The sequence below is a fragment of the Dactylosporangium sp. NPDC051541 genome (assembly GCF_044454505.1).
Lineage (GTDB): Bacteria > Actinomycetota > Actinomycetes > Mycobacteriales > Micromonosporaceae > Dactylosporangium.
Window position 1 is genome coordinate 62,058 of record NZ_JBITDU010000011.1, and the last position, 16,617, is coordinate 78,674.

Here is a 16,617-nt window from a genome sequence, read left to right on the forward strand (position 1 = left end):
CCGGGGTGCGCCTCGATGACAGCGCCAAGCGAATTCACCCGGGCGCACGGTCATCCAGCGTACCCGAACGATGGGGACGCCTTGTCATCGCACAACAGCAATCCACGATACTCGGCGTCCCCAGCGGAAACAAAATCGGGTCACACGTTCGTCAGTTTGCCGGGCGAACGACGCAGGTAGACCACCCACGTGACCAGGAAGCAGAGCGCGTAGTACCCGATAAAAGCGATATAAGCGCCATCACCGGTTTTGTACTCCAGGAAGGACTGCCGGAACGCGAGGTTCACGAGCACACCGCCGGCCGCCCCGATCGCCCCGGCCACGCCGATGAGCGCGGTCGCCAGCCGCCGGGCCTCGCGCTCGTCGTCCGGGAACTTGGCCTTGAAGATCGCCGGGATCATCTTGTAGGTCGAGCCGTTGCCGAGCCCGCTGAAGATGAACAGCAGCACGAACCCGGTCACGAACAGCGGCAGCGAGTGCTGCTGGGACGCGATCAGGGCCAGCACCGCGCCGAGCGCCATCGCCACGAAGTTCCAGAAGGTGACCACCGCGCCGCCGAGCCGGTCGGCCAGCATGCCGCCGACCGGCCGGATCAGGGAACCGAGCAGCGGGCCGAGGAACGTCAGGTAGGCCGCCTGGACCGGGGTGGCGAAGTCGGCCTTGAACTGGACCTGCAGGACCTGCCCGAAGGCGAATCCGAAGCCGATGAACGAGCCGAACGTCCCGATGTAGAGCAGCGACATGATCCAGGCGTGCCCGTCCCTGATCACGTCGCGCATGGCCCGCTTGTCGTTGGAGGCGTGGGTCAGGTTGTCCATGAAGATCGCGGCGAGTACCGCCGCGATCACGATCAGCGGCAGGTAGATCAGCACGATGTAGCGCGGGTGGGCGGCTCCGGCGGTGGCGAGCACCAGCAGCCCGATGAGCTGTACCGCGGCCACCCCGATGTTGCCGCCGCCGGCGTTGATGCCCAGCGCCCAGCCCTTGAGCCGCTGCGGGTAGAAGGCGTTGATGTTGGCCATCGAGGAGGCGAAGTTGCCGCCGCCGACGCCGGCCACCGAGGCGCAGATGAGCAGGGTGGTGAAGGAGACGCCGGGCTCCAGGATGACGCCGGCGAAGATCGTCGGGACCAGGAGCATGAGGGCGCTGAAGATCGTCCAGTTGCGCCCGCCGAACGTCGCGACGGCGAACGTGTACGGCAGCCGCAGTACCGCCCCGACCAGGGTGGGCGCGCTGGTGAGCAGGAACTTCTGGGCCGGGTCGAGCCCGTACTGGGGGCCCAGGAAGAGCACGAACACCGACCACAGGCTCCAGATGGAGAAGCCGATGTGCTCGGAGAGGATGGAGACGACGAGGTTGCGCCGGGCGATCTTCGCCCCGCCATCGGCCCAGAACCCGGGGTCCTCGGGGCGCCAGTCGTCGATCCACCGGCCGCGGCGCGGCTCGGGCTGAGACTGCGGTTTGTCCACGGCGAGTGTCATGGCCGTGGACGCTATGGACGCCCCGTTTCGGGTCGTCGCACCGAAGTTATCGGCGTCGAAACTTTTACCCCACGAGGGCGGATCGGCTCTTGTGAGGACCCGCCCCCGTGGGTTTGCCGCTATGCCTTCGTGAAGGTCCAGGTGCCGGTGTCGGTCTCCCCCGCGGGCGGCGAGAGCTTCAAGGTGCCACCGCCACAGTCGTACTGGCTCTTCTTCAGCACCGGCTGGGCGTCCACGGCGCCACCGGTGTTGGCGGTGCCGGTCCCGGCGAACTCGGCGATCGAGACCTTGTCGGCCACGCGCTGCGCGACGGGCGCGGTCAGGTCCACGGTCACGGTCAGGGTGCTGAAGTCGACGGCGCCGGTCGGCTCGAGCGTGCCGGTGGTGCCGGACGGGCTCTTGACCGCACCGTTGACCTTGCCGCCGTAGGAGAAGCTGCCCTTCACGGCGTTGCCGGAGACGGAGAATGTGAAGGTCACCGGCTGCATGGGGCCGAAGTCGACCTGGGTCTTGCCGCCGGAGTCGATCGTCAGCAGGGTCCCGCCGCCGCCCGTGAAGTCGCCGCCAACCGCGCCGCTGAGCTTGCCCGTGATGCTGGTGGCCTTCCAGGAGCCGACGAGGCACGACGCCACGCTGCCCTGGCCGCCGCCGGTAGTGCCGTTGGTGTCGCCCGAAGCGCCGGTGGAGGCGCCGGCCGAGGTGCCGGTGCCCGGGGTGCCGGTGGCGCCGGAGGCCCCGGCCGAGGCCCCGTTGCTCGGGTTGGCCTTGTCGCCACTACATCCGGTGAGCCCGATGCTGAGCGCCGCAACGGCCGCGAGTGCGGCCTTGCCGGTCGTGCGCATCTGCTTCCTCCTCGCTGCTGTATAGGGGTCGGTAGTTCTTTACCCCGTGGCGGACGGTCGCCAATCTACAGTGTCAAGATCTGGCACAACGCTTCGGTAACGGCCTGGTGGAGCCGCGTGTGAGCCGCACTTAGCAGGCCCGAAACATTCGGGACTTTGCGGCGAAACCGCCCCCCGGCAGCCTTTGGGCCATGTCCGATGCGGCCAGTGAGTCAAGTTCGTCGATGAGGGTGGTCGTCGTCGGCCACGGCATGGTCGGGCACCGCTTCACCGAGGCCCTGACCGCCCGTGACTCCGGCCGCCGGTGGCAGGTCACGGTGCTGGCCGAGGAGGGCCGCCGGGCCTACGACCGGGTCCGGCTGTCGGCCTACTTCGACGGCGTCTCGGCCCAGGAGCTGACCTACGACGTGCCGGACGGGGTCGAGGTCCGGCTGGGCGAGCCGGCCCTGTCCATCGACCGGGCCGCCCGCAAGGTCACCACGGCGCACGGGGTGTACGAGTACGACGCCCTCGTGATCGCGACCGGCTCGTCCGCGTTCGTGCCGCCCATCACCGGCGTGGACCAGGTCGGCGTCTTCGTCTACCGCACCCTCGACGACCTGGAGGCGATCCGGGAGCACGCCCGGGGCCGCGAGGTCGGCGCGGTCATCGGCGGCGGGCTGCTCGGCCTGGAGGCGGCCAACGCGCTGCGGCTGCTGGGCCTGCGCACCCACGTGATCGAGTTCGCCCCGCGGCTGATGCCGGTCCAGGTCGACACCGCCGGCGGCGCGGTGCTGCGCAAGTACGTCGAGGACCTCGGCGTCACCACGCACCTCGGCGCCGGCACGACCGCGATCCGCTCGACCGGCTCCAGCGGGCGGCTCGGCCTGACGCTGTCCGACGGTGCCCACGTGCCGGCCGACATCGTGGTGGTCGCGGCCGGCATCCGGCCCCGCGACGACCTGGCCCGCTCGGCCGGGCTGGCCACCGGGGCGCGCGGCGGCGTGGTCGTCGACGCCGGCTGCCGCACCGAGGACCCGGCGATCTACGCCATCGGCGAGTGCGCCGAGATCGGCGGGCGCTGCTACGGGCTGGTCGCACCCGGCTACGCGATGGCCGAGGTGGTCGCCGACCGGCTGCTCGGCGGGGCGGCCGAGTTCCCCGGGGCCGACATGTCGACCAAGCTCAAGCTGCTCGGGGTCGACGTGGCCAGCTTCGGCGACGCCCTGCGGGAGGACCTGCTCGACATCGTCTACCTCGACCCGGCGAACGGGCGCTACGCCAAGCTGGTCGTCTCCGACGACGCCCAGACGCTGCTCGGCGGCATCCTGGTCGGGGACGCCAGCGCGTACCCCACCCTGCGCGCCAGTGTCGGCGGGCCGCTCCCCGGCCACCCCCTCGCGCTGCTGGCCGGGGATGCCGCCGCCGGTGACGTCGCGCTGCCGGCCGAGGCACAGGTCTGCAGCTGCAACGCGGTCACACAGGGCCAGGTCGTGGCCGCGATCCACGAGGGCTGCACCGACGTCGCCGCGATCAAGGAGTGCACCCGGGCCGGCACCAGCTGCGGGTCCTGCGTGCCGCTGCTGAAGAAGATCCTGGTCGCCAACGGTGTCGCCGCCTCCAAGGCGCTGTGCGAGCACTTCGAGTACTCCCGGGCCGAGCTCTTCGACATCGTGCGGATCCGCGAGATCCGTTCGTTCTCGCAGCTCATCGCCGAGCACGGGCAGGGCCGGGGCTGCGACGTGTGCAAGCCGACGGTCGCCTCGATCCTGGCGTCGCTGCACAACGACTACGTCCTCGACGGCGAGCAGGCCTCGCTGCAGGACACCAACGACCACTTCCTGGCCAACATCCAGCGCAACGGCACCTACTCCGTGGTCCCGCGCATCCCGGGCGGCGAGATCACGCCGGAAAAGCTGATCGTGATCGGCGAGGTGGCCCGGGACTTCCAGCTCTACACGAAGATCACCGGCGGGCAGCGCATCGACCTGCTCGGCGCGCGGGTGGAGCAGCTGCCGGCGATCTGGAGCCGGCTGGTCGCGGCCGGGTTCGAGTCCGGGCACGCCTACGGCAAGGCCCTGCGCACCGTGAAGTCCTGCGTCGGGTCGACGTGGTGCCGCTACGGCGTGCAGGACTCGGTCGGGCTCGCCATCGAGCTGGAGCTGCGGTACCGCGGCCTCCGTGCTCCGCACAAACTCAAGTCCGCGGTCTCCGGCTGTGCCCGCGAGTGTGCCGAGGCCAAGGGCAAGGACTTCGGGATCATCGCCACCGACCAGGGCTGGAACCTCTACGTCGGCGGCAACGGCGGCTTCCGCCCCCGCCACGCCGACCTGCTCGCCGCCGACCTGTCGACCGACGAGCTCATCCGCCTCATCGACCGGTTCCTGATGTTCTACATCCGCACCGCCGACCGCCTGCAGCGCACCTCGGCCTGGATCGAGGCGCTCGAAGGCGGCCTCGACTACCTGCGCGCGGTGATCGTCGAGGACTCCCTCGGCATCGCCGCCGAGCTCGACGCCCAGATGGCCCGCCACGTCTCGTCGTACATGGACGAGTGGAAGGCGACCGTCGAGGACCCCGAGCGGCTCGCCCGCTTCGTATCGTTCGTCAACGCCCCCGGCACCCCCGATCCGACGATCTCCTTCGTGTCCGAACGCGGACAACCGGTCCCCGTCGTCCTAGGAGCGCGCCAATGAGCTGGACCGTCGTGTGCCCGTACCTCCGACTGGAGCCCGATCGCGGGGTGGCCGCCCTGGTGGCCGGCGACCAGGTGGCGCTCTTCCGGACTTCGGACGGCGCGCTGCACGCCATAGACAATGTCGACCCCTTCAGCGGCGCCGCCGTGCTCTCCCGCGGGATCGTCGGCAGCCGGGGCGATCGGTCCGTGGTCGCCTCACCGATGCACAAGCAGGCCTTCGATCTGACCACCGGGCAATGCGTGGACGAGCCCGGTGTGCGGGTTCGCGTGTTCGCCGTGCGGGTCAACGACGGCATGGTCGAAATAGGTGATCACGCGTGAGCGCGACCAGCCGCCTGGAGGCCCGGCCGGCGTCCGACGAGGACCTGCCCCTCGCGGGGTTCACCGTGGCCGTGACCGCGGACCGGCGCCGCGACGAGCTCAGCGCGCTCCTGGAGCGGCGCGGGGCCCGGGTGGTCCTGGCGCCGGCCCTGCGCATCGTGCCCGTCGCCGACGACACCGAGCTCAAGGCCGCCACCGTGTCCTGCGTGGACGTGGCCCCGGACATCGTCATCGCCACCACCGGGATCGGCCTGCGCGGCTGGCTCGAGGCGGCGGAGGGCTGGGGGCTCGGCGAGGCGCTGCGGACCCGGCTCGGCGAGGCGTACCTGATCGCCCGGGGCCCCAAGGCCAAGGGCGCGGTCCGGGCGGCCGGGATGATGGAGCACTGGTCCCCGGAGACCGAGAGCTGCGACGAGGTCCTCGACTACCTGCTGACCGGCGGCTACCGCGGCGGGATCGCGGGCCGGCGGATCGCTTTGCAGCTGCACGGGGAGCCGCACCCGGAGTTCACGTCGGCCCTGCGCGACGCGGGCGCGATCGTCGTGGAGATCCCGGTGTATCGCTGGGCCCCGCCGGTCGACCCGGCCCCGCTGCGCCGCCTGGTCGACCTGATCTGCTCGCGACTGGTCGACTCGGTCACGTTCACGTCGGCCCCGGCCGTCAGCTCCCTGCTGCGGGTGGCCGGTCCGGAGGCTCCCGACGTGCTGGAGGCCCTGCGCACCGATGTCCTGGCCGCCTGCGTGGGCCCGGTGACGGCGGCCCCGCTGCAGCGCCTCGGCGTGCCCGTCGCGGCACCGGCCCGGGCCCGCCTGGGCGCACTGGTCCGCATACTCGTGGACGAGCTGCCGAAGCGCTCACCCACGCTCCAGGTGGCCGGGGCCGCGGTGACCCTGCGCGGCCACGCGGCGATCATCGACGGCACCTTGAAGCCGCTCGCGCCCGGCCCGATGGCGGTCCTGCGGGCCCTGGCCGCGTCGCCGGGGCGCGTGCTGTCCCGGGCCGCCCTGCTGCGCGAACTGCCGCGGGGCGCCGACGAGCACGCGGTGGAGATGGCGGTGGCCCGGCTGCGGGCGGCCCTCGGCGGCTCCGCGTTCGTCCAGACCGTGGTCAAACGCGGCTACCGCCTCAGGGTCGACTGAACGAGTTACTGCAGGTAGCGCTCGACCTCGTCGATGGAGTGGGCCTCGACCTCGTCCGGGGCGACGCCCTGCAGCTTCGCCGCGCGCCGGCGGCGCAGCAGGTCCCACAGCTGGTCGAGGTGCTCCTCGACGGCGCGTAGCCGCTCGTGCTCCTCCTGCTCGGTGATCTTGCCCGCCTGCACCTGCGTGCGCAGTTTGTGCTCCTCGTCCACCAGGGTCGAGATCTGGTGGATCAGCGTCTTCTCGTCCATGACAGGCAATCATCCACCACGTCCGCGCGGTCTGTCCGCTTCACGGCGGTTGCCGACCAGCACAGCGGTTGCTGATCAGCGCAGCGTGAGCGAGGACCAGCCGAACTGGTCGATGGGCCCGGGCCCGCCGCCGATGCGCCACTCCGCGGCGTCGCCGATCGCGCGGCCCACGAACCCCTTGGCCCAGGACACCGCGGTGTCCATGTCGTCGGCCGCGGCGAGCCGGGCGGCCACGGCGGTGGCGAACGTCGCACCGCTGCCGTCGGTGTTGCGGCTGGCGATGCGCGGGCTCTGCAGCATCCGCGCCTCACCCTCGGCCCACACCACGTCGATCGCGTCGGACCCGGTCGCGAAGTCGCCGCCGGTGATCACCACGCAGCGCGGACCCCGGGCGGAGAGCTGCGACGCCGCCGTGGCCATGTCCTCCGGGGTCACCACCGGCCAGCCGACCAGCGCCGAGGCCTCCTCCCGGTTGGGGGTGAGGACGCTGGCGTGGGGCAGCAGCCGCTCGTACGCCGCGATGAGCCCCCGCCGCGACCCCGTGGCCGCCGTGAGCACCGGGTCGACGACCAGGTTGGGCAGCGCGCCGTTACGGGCCCGGGCCGCGATCGCCACCGCCGTCTCCGGCGTGGGCAGGATGCCGGTCTTCACCGCGGCCACCGGCAGGTCCTCCAGGACGCTGGCGAGCTGCGCGGTCACGACGTTGGTCGGCTGCGGGTACAGGTCGGCCACGTCCCGGGTGTTGCGGGCCAGCACGGCGGTCACCACCGAGGCGCCGTGCATCCGCAGCGCGGCCAGGGTCCGCAGGTCGGCCTGCAGTCCCGAGCTCCCGGACGAGTCGGAGGCCCCGATGGTGAGAACGACAGTCGGCTGCACGGGCGATAGGTCACCACGGAGGGTGACGCGCCACCCGCACAAACCGTCCGTCTAACCGCGGCCTTCCCAGACCGGCTCCGGTACTTCCACGACTTCACCGTCCGCACGGAAGAGCACGAAGCGGTCGAAGGAGCGGGCGAACCAGCGATCGTGGGTCACCGCGATCACCGTGCCGTCAAAGCTGCGCAGCCCCTCCTCCAGTGCCTCGGCGCTGGCCAGGTCCAGGTTGTCGGTCGGCTCGTCGAGCAGCAGCAGGGTCGCACCGGACAGCTCCAGCAGCAGGACCAGGAAGCGGGCCTGCTGGCCACCGGAGAGCGTGCCGAAGCGCTGGTCGGCCTGGGCCGCCAGCTCGTAGCGGCCGAGCGCCGGCATGGCCTGGGGCCGCGGCAGGCCCGACCGCCAGTCGTCGCCCCGCCAGAGGATCTCGGCCAGGGTCTTGTCCAGCAGCTCCGGCCGGTCGTGGGTCTGCGAGAAGTGCCCCGGGCGGACCCGCGCGCCCAGGCGCACTCTGCCGCCGTGCGCGACCGGGGCCAGCTCCATGTTGATCTGCGGGCCGTCGGGGTCGGTACCGCCGCGCGCGAGGAGCCGCAGGAAGTGCGACTTGCCGGTGCCGTTACCGCCGAGGACGGCCACGCGGTCGCCGTACCAGATCTCCAGGTCGAACGGGAACGTCAGGTTGTCGAGCTCCAGCTCCTCGCACATGACCGCGCGTTTGGCCGTGCGGCCGCCGGACAGGCGCATCCGGATGTTCTGCTCCTTCGGCGGCTCCGGGGGCGGGCCGGCCTCCTCGAACTTCTTCAGACGGGTGACGGCGGCCTGCAATCGCGACGCGAGACCGTCGTTGTAGGCGGCCTTCGTGCGGTACATCAAAACCAGGGCTTTGAGCTTTTCGTGCTCTTCGTCCCAGCGCCGGCGCAGCTCGTCGAGGCGCTCGTGGCGGGCGGTGCGGGCCTCGTGCCAGGACGCGAAGCCGCCCGGGTGGACCCAGGCCGAGCCGCCCTCGACCGCGACGACCCGGTCGGCCGACCGGGCCAGCAGCTCGCGGTCGTGTGAGACATAGAGCACGCTCTTCGGCGACTCCCGCAGCCGCTCCTCCAGCCAGCGCTTCCCGGGCACGTCGAGGAAGTTGTCCGGCTCGTCCAGGAGCAGGACCTCGTCCTCGCCGCGCAGCAGCAGCTCCAGCGCGAACCGCTTCTGCTGCCCGCCCGAGAGGGTGCGCACGGGCCGGTCCCGGGACTTCTCCCACGGGAGGCCGAGCACGGCGACGCTGACGGTGTCGAAGAGCACCTCGGCGTCGTAGCCGCCGGCCTCGCCCCAGGCCGTGAGCGCGTTGGCGTATCGCAGCTGCGCCTTCTCGGTCCCGTCGGCCAGGGCGTGCTCGGCCGCGGCCAGCCGGAGCCCGACCTCCTGCAGCCGCGCCGGAGCCAGGTCCAGGGCCAGGTCATACAGCGTGCGGTCATCACCGATCATGCCGATGAACTGCCGCATCACGCCGAGACCGCCGGAGCGGGCGACCGCGCCCGCGCGCACCGGAAGATCGCCGGCGACCATCTTCAGCAGGGTCGTCTTGCCGGCTCCATTGGGTCCGACCAGTGCCACCTTCGCGCCCTCGCCGACCCGGAACGAAACCTCGGAGAAAAGCTCACGGCCGTCCGGCAGCGTGTGCCCGACTCCTGCGACGTCCACATATCCCACAAGGAGAAGCTTCAGGCGGCGGCGGTACCCCGCGAAAGGGGTTTTTGGACTTTGAGCACCCGGAACCCTTTCCGGCTGGCGTGCCGCTCGGCCGCGAACCCCTGCTCGACGAGCCAGCGCTGCAGCGAGTCCCCGCCCAAATTCTTGCCCACGACCAGCCACGCGACGCCGTCCGGCGCGAGCCGCGGCAGCCAGCGCAGCAGCAGCGCGTGCAGCTCGGCCTTGCCGACGCGGATCGGCGGGTTCGACCAGATCTGCGTAAACCCGACAGCCTCCGGGACCTCGTCGGGCAGTGCGGCGACGACCTGCTTACCGATCGTGTTCTCCCGCACGAGCTCGAGTGCGCGCTGATTCACATCGATGGCGTAGACGGTCGCCCGCGGCGCGGCCGCGGCCAGGACGGTCGCGATGGGCCCATAGCCGCACCCCAGGTCCAGCAGCACCCCCTCGGTCGACACGTTCGGTAACGGAGCCTCAGCGAGGAGTGTCGCGGTGCCCGGATCGAGCCGGTCGCGCGAGAACACCCCCGCCGCGCTCGTGAGGCGAAACTCCTGGCCAAGGGCCTCGAACACGACCACGTGCCGCTCATACGCGACCGCCGGGTCGGCCGAGAAGTAATGCTCGCCTGCCACAGCCTGCCCTTCTTGAGGCGCCGCTTTGGTGGAGTGCGGCTTTTCCTTAGGCGCCGCGTGTCAACACATTGTCCACGCGCAGGTGACGGCCCGTTTGAGCGGCCACCCGTTCGGATTGTGCGAGACATCGCCGACAAGCCATCGCCCGGTCCCGTCGGCTACCCTGTGCGACATGACTTCTCGGGACGAGCAGCGCCGCAAGCGGCGATCCGACTCGTTCCGCCGGGACGAGGCGGACGAGGCCGACGACTGGCTGGCCGGCCTCCGTGGCGGCGGCCGTGGCGAGCCCGACCCGTTCGGCCCCGGCTCACCCGACCCCCGCGACCTGGACGACCGCCGCCGCGACGACCGCGAGTTCGAAGATCGCCGCTTCGCCGGCGAGCGGCCCGGCTCCTACGACCGCCCCCTGGAGCGGCCGGACCGGATGGAGCGCTCGGGCACCGGTGAGCGGGCCGTCTCCTTCGACCGCACCACCGCGATCCCGATCCGCCGCCCGGCCGGCGACCCGCGCACGGGCGACATTCGCGAGCCGCGCACGGGCGACGTCCGTGAGCCGCGTGGCGGCGAGGTCCGCGAGCCACGCACCGGTGATGTTCGTGGCCGCCGTGCCCGTGACGACTCGCCCAGTGGGGTCTACAGCACCGGCGATGTTCGTGGTCGCCAGCCGCGGGATGAGTCCCCCAGTGGCGTTTTCGGCCCGGGTGCCCTTCCTCCCGCGCGGCCGCCGGCCCGTCCGGCGAACGTCGACGGGTGGTCGACCCCGGACGCCTCCACGACTTCGGGCGGCCGTCGGCGCCGGGTCGAGGACGATTCGCCGAGCGGGGTCTACGGCCGAGGCGCCGTCGCCAACGGCCGCGGCGCCGACGACTCGCCGAGCGGCGTCTATCGGCGGGCCGACGACTCCCCCAGCGGCATTTACGGCCGGGGTGCGGTCACGCCGCCGCCGACCGCCCGGCCGCCGCTCGACCAGCAGCTCTCCACCCCGGTCGCGCCGGTCGCCGACACGCCCGGGGGCGGGGGTCGGCGGCGGGCCCGGGACGAGGAGCCGCACGACCAGGGCCCGCAGCTGACTCCGATCATCAAGCCCCTCACCGAGCTGGCCGCACCGGCCTCGACCACCGAGCCACCGCCGCTGGTCCCGATCTTCCCGAACATGCGCCCGGACGCCTCGCCGACCAGCGGCGCCGCCCGCCGGGCCCGTCGCGCCGCCGCCGAGGAGCGGGCGGCCAACCCCCGCACGGGCGACCTCGGACCACGGACCGGAGAACTCGGACCGCGCACGGGAGACCTCGGGCCGCGGACGGGCGATCTGGGGCCGCGGACCGGCGAGGTCGGGCTGCGGACCGGCGACCTGGGGCCCCGCACCGGGGATGTGACCGGTGGCCGCCGCCGCGCCGACGTCGACGGGGCCGAGCCCGGACGCAACGGCGGCAGCGGGGTCTACCGCGGTGACACGACGATGTTCCGGCCCGGTGACCGCCCGCGCGGCGGCCGGACCCGGAGCCCGCACGACGACGACCCGCGCGCCTTCGAGTCCGCGGCCCCGCCCGACACCGGGCGCCGGGACGACATCGGGCGTCGCGACGACAGCGGCGTGCGGCGGCGGGACGAGATCGCCCGGCGCCGCCCGGCCTACGACGATCCTCCGCAGCAGCGGCGGGCCCTCGACGACGACATGCCCTACGACCCGTACGACGAGCCGTCCGAGGTCAGGCGCGGCCGCGGTGGGCGCGGCACCGGGGAGTACACCGGCGACTACACGAGCGGCGGCACCCGCCGTCCGGTGCGCGAGCGGCCCGGCCGGCCCGACGGTGACGACCCGCCCGGCCGCGGCCGGGACCGCGATCGCGAGCTCGACCGCATGGAGCCGCCGGACCGCCTCGACCGCCCGCGCACGAAGCGGATGGTCGTCGACCCGGTGCGCACCGGCCCGCGGCCGCACCGCTGGATCGCGATGCTGAGCGCCATCGCGGTGCTGGTTGTGCTGGGCGCCTGCGGCGTCGGGACCTGGTTCATCTTCAAGGACGAGAAGAACGGCCCGGACTCGGCGAAGTCGGGCCAGACGTCGGCACCGAAGAAGCGCGACATCAGCAGCCGCGACGTGGACCCGAAGGCGCTCACCGAAGCCGAGGTGTTCCCGACCAACAGCATCGTCGCCGTGCCGAACGAGCCGCCGTACGTCATCCTCGCGACCAAGGCGTCCAACGACTGCAAGGTCGCCGCGACCGAAGAACTGGCCAACCTCCTGGCCGGCGCGGGCTGCACCGAGGTCGTGCGGGCCACGATGAAGTCGCCCAACGAGGAGTACCTGATCACGGCCGGCGTCTTCAACGTCACCAGCGAGCAGGTGGCCGCGAAGACGTTCGACGGCATCAAGCCGATCGTCGACGGCCAGAAGGGCCGCTTCGCGGGCATGAGCGTCGGCGCCGGCACCGGCACGGACGCCCTGGTCCGGGCCCCGACGCAGCTGGGCTGGAACTACAAGGGCCACTTCATCACCTACTGCGTGATCGCCCGCGTCGACGGCAACAACTTCGCCCAGGGCGACCCCTACCCCAACCAGATCACGTACGACATCGTCGAGACGTACCTGGACAACGGCATCATCGAGAACCGCTCGGTCGTCCAGCCCCAAGCCACCCCGGCCGCTTCCCTCCCGCCCTCCAAGCCGAGCTGACACTTCGCCGCCTTCGCGCGATATGTCGGGCGCTTCGCTAGCCCGACATATCGGATTTATACCCCGACGGGCGGAATATCGCGGACTTCGGCCATCAGCGCGGTTTAGCAGCAAATCGCGACGGAAAGCGAAGTCCGCCGGCGCGGCTTCATGGAATCAGGGCGCGGAGCCAGGACGCCCAGGCGGCTTCATGGAGCCAGAGCGGTCAGCGCGGCCTTCGCGCACTCGCCGTCCCGCCAGGCGTCGTCCCGCCCAGGCGCCGTCCCGCCCAGGCGGCTTCATGGAGCCAGAGCGGTCAGCGCGGCCTTCGCGCACTCGCCGTCCCGCCAGGCGTCGTCCCGCCCAGGCGCCGTCCCGCCCAGGCGGCTTCATGGAGCCAGAGCGGTCAGCGCGGCCTTCGCGCACTCGCCGTCCCGCCCAGGCGCCGTCCCGCCCAGGCGCCGCGGCTTCATGGAGCCAGAGCGGTCAGCGCGGCCTTCGCGCACTCGTCGTCCTGACCGGGCGCCGTGCCGCCGCTGACCGCCAGCGCGCCGACGATGTCCTCCCCGCGCCGGATCAGCATCGCGCCGGCGCCGACCAGGATGGGCTGCCGCAGGGCCGGCTGGAGCTGGGCGAAGAAGTCCGGCGAGGTCTCCCGCATCGCGCGCAGCACGGCACCGTCCCGCCGGAAGAGCGCGACGCTGGCCGCCTTGGTCTCGGCGATCCGGGCCGAGAGCGGCGGCGCGCCGCTCATCCGGCCGAGCGCCTGCAGGTGCCCGCCCTCGTCGACGACGGCCACCGTGACCAGGGCGGCGATCTCCCCCGCGCGCTCATGTGCGCCGGCGATGACCGTCTGAGCCTCTTGAAGCGTGAGCGGCATGACGACTCCTCATGAGTGGACAGCTGTCCTTGCATGGACAAGCGTATTGCCCACACCGTCTGCAACACAAGGCCGCGCGGATACGATGGCGGAGCGATGAACGAGAGCACTCCGGCCGCCCCGCGCCGCCCCAACGCGCGTGGCCACGGCGAGCGCTTGCGGGAGGAGATCCTCGCCGCCGCCGCCAAGATGCTCGACGACCTCGCCGACGACGAGGCGCTGTCCCTCCGCGCGGTTGCCCGTGCGGTGTCGATCTCCCCCACCTCGGTCTACCTGTACTTCTCCGACCGCGACGCGCTCGTGGCGGCGACGATGCAGCGCTGCCACACCGAGATGCTCAAGGCCGCGGACGACGCCGACGCCGCCCAGCCCGACCCGGCCGGGAGCCTGCGCGCCCGCATCCTGGCCCAGGCCGCCTGGGTGCAGGACCATCCCGGCCTCTACAAGGTCATGCACGAGAGCAAGGTCGGCATGCCCTTCAAGGAGATCCTGTTCACGCGCACCACCGCCGCGGTCCAGCGCTGCATGGACGCCGGTCTGGCCCCGCCGGGCGACGCCGCCACCGTCGCGCTGGACCTCCGGACGGCGATCATCGGCATGCTGTCGCTGCGGATCAACGAGCCCGGCCTGCCCTGGCCGCCGTTCCCCGAGCAGGCCGACCGGTTCCTGGCCAAGCTCGTGGGCCTCGCCCCGCCGGCTACAGGTCCCGGCGGCGGCGGGTGAGGTCCGCTCGGGCCCTCAGGGCAGCGGCGTCGGCCGGGTAGGCCACCTCGACCAGGGTCAGGCCGTGTGCGGGCGCTACGACGACCTCGTCGGCGCGCGCGGACCTCGTGAGCAGCGACGCCGGCCACGGAGCCGGGCGCCGGCCGTCGCCGGTGAACAGCTGGGCGCCCACCAGGCTGCGGACCATCGACCAGCAGAACGCGTCGGCCGCCACCGTGGCGACCACCGTGCCGTCGGGGTCGCGGCGCCAGTCCATGCGGGACACCGCGCGGATGGTGCTGGCGTGCTCCTTGCGGCGGCAGTACGCCGCGAAGTCGTGCTCGCCCACCAGGCCCTCGGCGGCCGCGTTCAGCCGCTCGACGTCGAGCGGGCGCGGCCAGGCCAGGGTGTTGCGGCGGCGGAGCGGGTCGGCGCCGTGCGGAGCGTCGGTCACCCGGTACTCGTACCGCCGCGACAACGCCGAGAAGCGCGCGTCGAACTCGGCCGGGACCTGAGCCGCGGCCAGGACGCGGACGTCGGGCGGGAGCAGGCCGGAGAGCTTGTGCACCAGGGCCGGGGCGAGCACTGTCCAGCGATCCTCGGGCACGTCGACGTGGCAGACCTGGCCCGTGGCGTGCACGCCGGCGTCAGTGCGGCCCGCCACCGTCAGGCCCTCGACCGTGCCGAAGAGGCGCTCGAGGACGGCCAGCAGCTCCCCCGCCACCGTCCGGCGGCCCGGCTGCACGGCCCAGCCTGAGAAGTCGGTGCCGTCGTAGGAGACGTCGAGGCGAATGCGCGGGCTCATGCCGTACCCCCCAAAGGAAGAAGCCCGGCACCCTCGGAAGGGTGCCGGGCCGAGACCGAAATTTAAGCCTTGGTCTCTACGTCCTTTTCCTCGTCCGCAGCCTTGGTGTCAGCTGCGGCCGGGGTCGCCTCGTCCTCGTCGTCGCCGGCGAGCACCGCGATCGAGTCGGCCTTGGCGGCCTTGCGAGCGGTCTTGCGCGGCGCCTTCGGGGCGGCCACCTCGAGCTCCTCGACCAGCTCGATGATCGCCATCGGCGCGGCGTCGCCCTTGCGGGGGCCCGTCTTCACGATGCGGGTGTAGCCACCCGGACGGTTGCTGTACCGCGGCGCGATCTGGTCGAACAGCTGGAACACCACGTCCTTGTCCCGCACCACGGAGAGCGCTTGACGGCGCGCGTGCAGGTCGCCGCGCTTGGCCTTGGTGATGAGCTGCTCGGCGAGCGGGCGCAGCCGCTTGGCCTTCGTCTCGGTGGTCTGGATGCGACCGTGCTTGAACAGCGACGAGGCGAGATTCGCCAGCATCAGCCGCTCGTGCGCGGGGCTGCCGCCGAGGCGGGGACCTCTGGTGGGCGTGGGCATTGTCAGGGACTCCTCTAGTACAGCGGCTGTGTAATTACAGCTGCTCGGTCTCGCGGTAGTCGTCGGCGTCGTAGTCAACCTCGGCGAAGGAGTCCACGACGTGGGCCGGGTCGAACGTCGGCGCGGAGTCCTTCAGACCCAGGCCCATCCCGGCGAGCTTCATCTTGACCTCGTCGATCGACTTCTGACCGAAATTCCTTATATCGAGGAGGTCTGCTTCCGTACGGCTTATTAGTTCACCGACCGAGTTGATGCCCTCACGCTTGAGGCAGTTGTACGAGCGGACGGTGAGGTCCAGCTCCTCGATCGGCAGTGCCAGGTCGGCCGCGAGCTGCGCGTCCTGCGGCGAGGGGCCGATGTCGATGCCCTCGGCCGTCTCGTCCAGCTCGCGGGCGAGGCCGAACAGCTCCACCAGCGTCGAGCCGGCCGAGGCCAGCGCGGTGCGCGGGGTCAGCGACGCCTTGGTCTCGACGTCGATGATGAGCCGGTCGAAGTCGGTGCGCTGCTCGACACGGGTCGCCTCGACGCGGTAGGTCACCTTGAGCACCGGCGAGTAGATCGAGTCGACCGGGATGCGCCCGATCTCCTGGCCCTGCTGCTTGTTCTGGTTGGCCGTCACGTAGCCACGGCCCCGCTCGACGGTGAGCTCCATGTCGAGGCGGCCCTTGCCGTTGAGCGTGGCCAGCTTCAGGTCCGGGTTGTGCACCGAGACGCCGGCCGGGGGCTGGATGTCGCCCGCGGTGACGTCGCCCGGGCCCTGCTTGCGCAGGTACATCGAGACGGGCTCGTCGAGCTCGGAGCTGACGCACAGCTCCTTGATGTTCATGACGAGCTCGACCACGTCCTCCTTGACACCGGGGATGGTGGTGAACTCGTGGAGCACGCCGTCGATCTTGATGCTGGTCACCGCCGCACCCGGGATCGAGCTGAGCAGGGTGCGCCGCAGCGAGTTGCCGAGGGTGTACCCGAAGCCCGGCTCGAGGGGCTCGATGGTGAACTTGGACCGGACCTCGCTGATGGACTCTTCGGCGAGACTGGGCCGCTGGGAGATGAGCACGTTCTGTTCCTCCAGTTCGTTGCGC

General features: G+C 71.8%; 15 protein-coding genes. 5 read left to right on the forward strand and 10 right to left on the reverse strand.

The genetic code is table 11. The annotated features are described in order from the left end of the window. Positions 1-140: 140 nt before the first annotated feature. Both ACIA8L_RS38490 and ACIA8L_RS38495 read right to left on the reverse strand, forming a co-directional pair. On the reverse strand, positions 141-1,481 hold the full coding sequence (locus ACIA8L_RS38490; protein ID WP_395912404.1) for a nitrate/nitrite transporter: 1,341 nt from the start codon (positions 1,479-1,481) through the stop codon (positions 141-143). A 119-nt stretch (positions 1,482-1,600) separates the two neighbouring features. After that, a complete protein-coding gene (locus tag ACIA8L_RS38495) occupies positions 1,601-2,323 on the reverse strand; it encodes a hypothetical protein (RefSeq protein ID WP_395912406.1) in 723 nt (240 codons plus the stop codon). 224 nt (positions 2,324-2,547) lie between these two features. Here ACIA8L_RS38495 and nirB point away from each other — a divergent pair, with 224 nt between their 5' ends. The 3 genes from nirB to ACIA8L_RS38510 are packed head-to-tail and all read left to right on the forward strand — an operon-like array spanning position 2,548 to position 6,460. Further along, positions 2,548-4,998: a nitrite reductase large subunit NirB gene (gene nirB / locus ACIA8L_RS38500; protein ID WP_395912408.1), complete on the forward strand. Its 2,451-nt coding sequence runs from the start codon at positions 2,548-2,550 to the stop codon at positions 4,996-4,998. Further along, complete coding sequence (gene nirD / locus ACIA8L_RS38505) at positions 4,995-5,321, forward strand: nitrite reductase small subunit NirD (RefSeq protein WP_395912409.1); 327 nt, start codon at positions 4,995-4,997, stop codon at positions 5,319-5,321. The genes nirB and nirD overlap by 4 nt, the downstream gene beginning before the upstream one ends. Beyond that, complete coding sequence (locus ACIA8L_RS38510) at positions 5,318-6,460, forward strand: uroporphyrinogen-III synthase (RefSeq protein WP_395912411.1); 1,143 nt, start codon at positions 5,318-5,320, stop codon at positions 6,458-6,460. Before nirD ends, ACIA8L_RS38510 begins: the two co-directional genes overlap by 4 nt. A 5-nt stretch (positions 6,461-6,465) precedes the next feature. Here ACIA8L_RS38510 and ACIA8L_RS38515 read toward each other — a convergent pair whose 3' ends face one another. From ACIA8L_RS38515 to ACIA8L_RS38530, 4 genes are all read right to left on the reverse strand, one after another. Next, on the reverse strand, positions 6,466-6,711 hold the full coding sequence (locus ACIA8L_RS38515) for a DUF2630 family protein (protein ID WP_395912413.1): 246 nt from the start codon (positions 6,709-6,711) through the stop codon (positions 6,466-6,468). Positions 6,712-6,786: 75 nt separating this feature from the next. After that, complete coding sequence (gene thiD, locus ACIA8L_RS38520) at positions 6,787-7,587, reverse strand: bifunctional hydroxymethylpyrimidine kinase/phosphomethylpyrimidine kinase (protein ID WP_395912415.1); 801 nt, start codon at positions 7,585-7,587, stop codon at positions 6,787-6,789. 51 nt (positions 7,588-7,638) lie between these two features. Beyond that, positions 7,639-9,282 (reverse strand): ABC-F family ATP-binding cassette domain-containing protein, encoded by a 1,644-nt coding sequence (locus tag ACIA8L_RS38525; protein ID WP_395912417.1) that lies wholly within the window; start codon positions 9,280-9,282, stop codon positions 7,639-7,641. Between the two features lie 11 nt (positions 9,283-9,293). Beyond that, positions 9,294-9,914, reverse strand: coding sequence for a class I SAM-dependent methyltransferase (locus ACIA8L_RS38530; RefSeq protein WP_395912419.1), 621 nt, complete (start codon positions 9,912-9,914; stop codon positions 9,294-9,296). Between the two features lie 172 nt (positions 9,915-10,086). Between ACIA8L_RS38530 and ACIA8L_RS38535 the strand changes: the two genes are divergently transcribed. After that, positions 10,087-12,591 (forward strand): hypothetical protein, encoded by a 2,505-nt coding sequence (locus tag ACIA8L_RS38535; RefSeq protein ID WP_395912421.1) that lies wholly within the window; start codon positions 10,087-10,089, stop codon positions 12,589-12,591. A 448-nt stretch (positions 12,592-13,039) separates the two neighbouring features. Here ACIA8L_RS38535 and ACIA8L_RS38540 read toward each other — a convergent pair whose 3' ends face one another. Continuing rightward, positions 13,040-13,450: a heme-binding protein gene (locus tag ACIA8L_RS38540; protein ID WP_395912423.1), complete on the reverse strand. Its 411-nt coding sequence runs from the start codon at positions 13,448-13,450 to the stop codon at positions 13,040-13,042. Between the two features lie 96 nt (positions 13,451-13,546). Here ACIA8L_RS38540 and ACIA8L_RS38545 point away from each other — a divergent pair, with 96 nt between their 5' ends. After that, positions 13,547-14,173, forward strand: coding sequence for a TetR/AcrR family transcriptional regulator (locus ACIA8L_RS38545; protein ID WP_395912424.1), 627 nt, complete (start codon positions 13,547-13,549; stop codon positions 14,171-14,173). Here the strand turns inward: ACIA8L_RS38545 and truA are convergent. The 3 genes from truA to ACIA8L_RS38560 all read right to left on the reverse strand — a co-directional run bounded on the left by truA (position 14,148) and on the right by ACIA8L_RS38560 (position 16,592). Further along, a complete protein-coding gene (gene truA, locus ACIA8L_RS38550) occupies positions 14,148-14,957 on the reverse strand; it encodes a tRNA pseudouridine(38-40) synthase TruA (protein WP_395912426.1) in 810 nt (269 codons plus the stop codon). The genes ACIA8L_RS38545 and truA overlap by 26 nt on opposite strands. A gap of 62 nt (positions 14,958-15,019) precedes the next feature. Then, positions 15,020-15,535 (reverse strand): 50S ribosomal protein L17, encoded by a 516-nt coding sequence (gene rplQ, locus ACIA8L_RS38555; RefSeq protein ID WP_395912428.1) that lies wholly within the window; start codon positions 15,533-15,535, stop codon positions 15,020-15,022. Between the two features lie 34 nt (positions 15,536-15,569). Continuing rightward, the gene (locus ACIA8L_RS38560) at positions 15,570-16,592 is read right to left on the reverse strand and encodes a DNA-directed RNA polymerase subunit alpha (RefSeq protein WP_350611890.1); all 1,023 of its coding nucleotides are present in this window, start codon (positions 16,590-16,592) and stop codon (positions 15,570-15,572) included. Positions 16,593-16,617 lie beyond the last annotated feature (25 nt).

Coding starts and splice junctions, on each gene's coding strand:
- ACIA8L_RS38490 (WP_395912404.1), bottom strand. CDS start 1,481: ATGACACTCGCCGTGGACAAACCGCAGTCTCAGCCCGAGCCGCGCCGC.
- ACIA8L_RS38495 (WP_395912406.1), bottom strand. CDS start 2,323: ATGCGCACGACCGGCAAGGCCGCACTCGCGGCCGTTGCGGCGCTCAGC.
- nirB (WP_395912408.1), top strand. CDS start 2,548: ATGAGGGTGGTCGTCGTCGGCCACGGCATGGTCGGGCACCGCTTCACC.
- nirD (WP_395912409.1), top strand. CDS start 4,995: ATGAGCTGGACCGTCGTGTGCCCGTACCTCCGACTGGAGCCCGATCGC.
- ACIA8L_RS38515 (WP_395912413.1), bottom strand. CDS start 6,711: ATGGACGAGAAGACGCTGATCCACCAGATCTCGACCCTGGTGGACGAG.
- ACIA8L_RS38535 (WP_395912421.1), top strand. CDS start 10,087: ATGACTTCTCGGGACGAGCAGCGCCGCAAGCGGCGATCCGACTCGTTC.
- ACIA8L_RS38540 (WP_395912423.1), bottom strand. CDS start 13,450: ATGCCGCTCACGCTTCAAGAGGCTCAGACGGTCATCGCCGGCGCACAT.
- ACIA8L_RS38545 (WP_395912424.1), top strand. CDS start 13,547: ATGAACGAGAGCACTCCGGCCGCCCCGCGCCGCCCCAACGCGCGTGGC.
- truA (WP_395912426.1), bottom strand. CDS start 14,957: ATGAGCCCGCGCATTCGCCTCGACGTCTCCTACGACGGCACCGACTTC.
- rplQ (WP_395912428.1), bottom strand. CDS start 15,535: ATGCCCACGCCCACCAGAGGTCCCCGCCTCGGCGGCAGCCCCGCGCAC.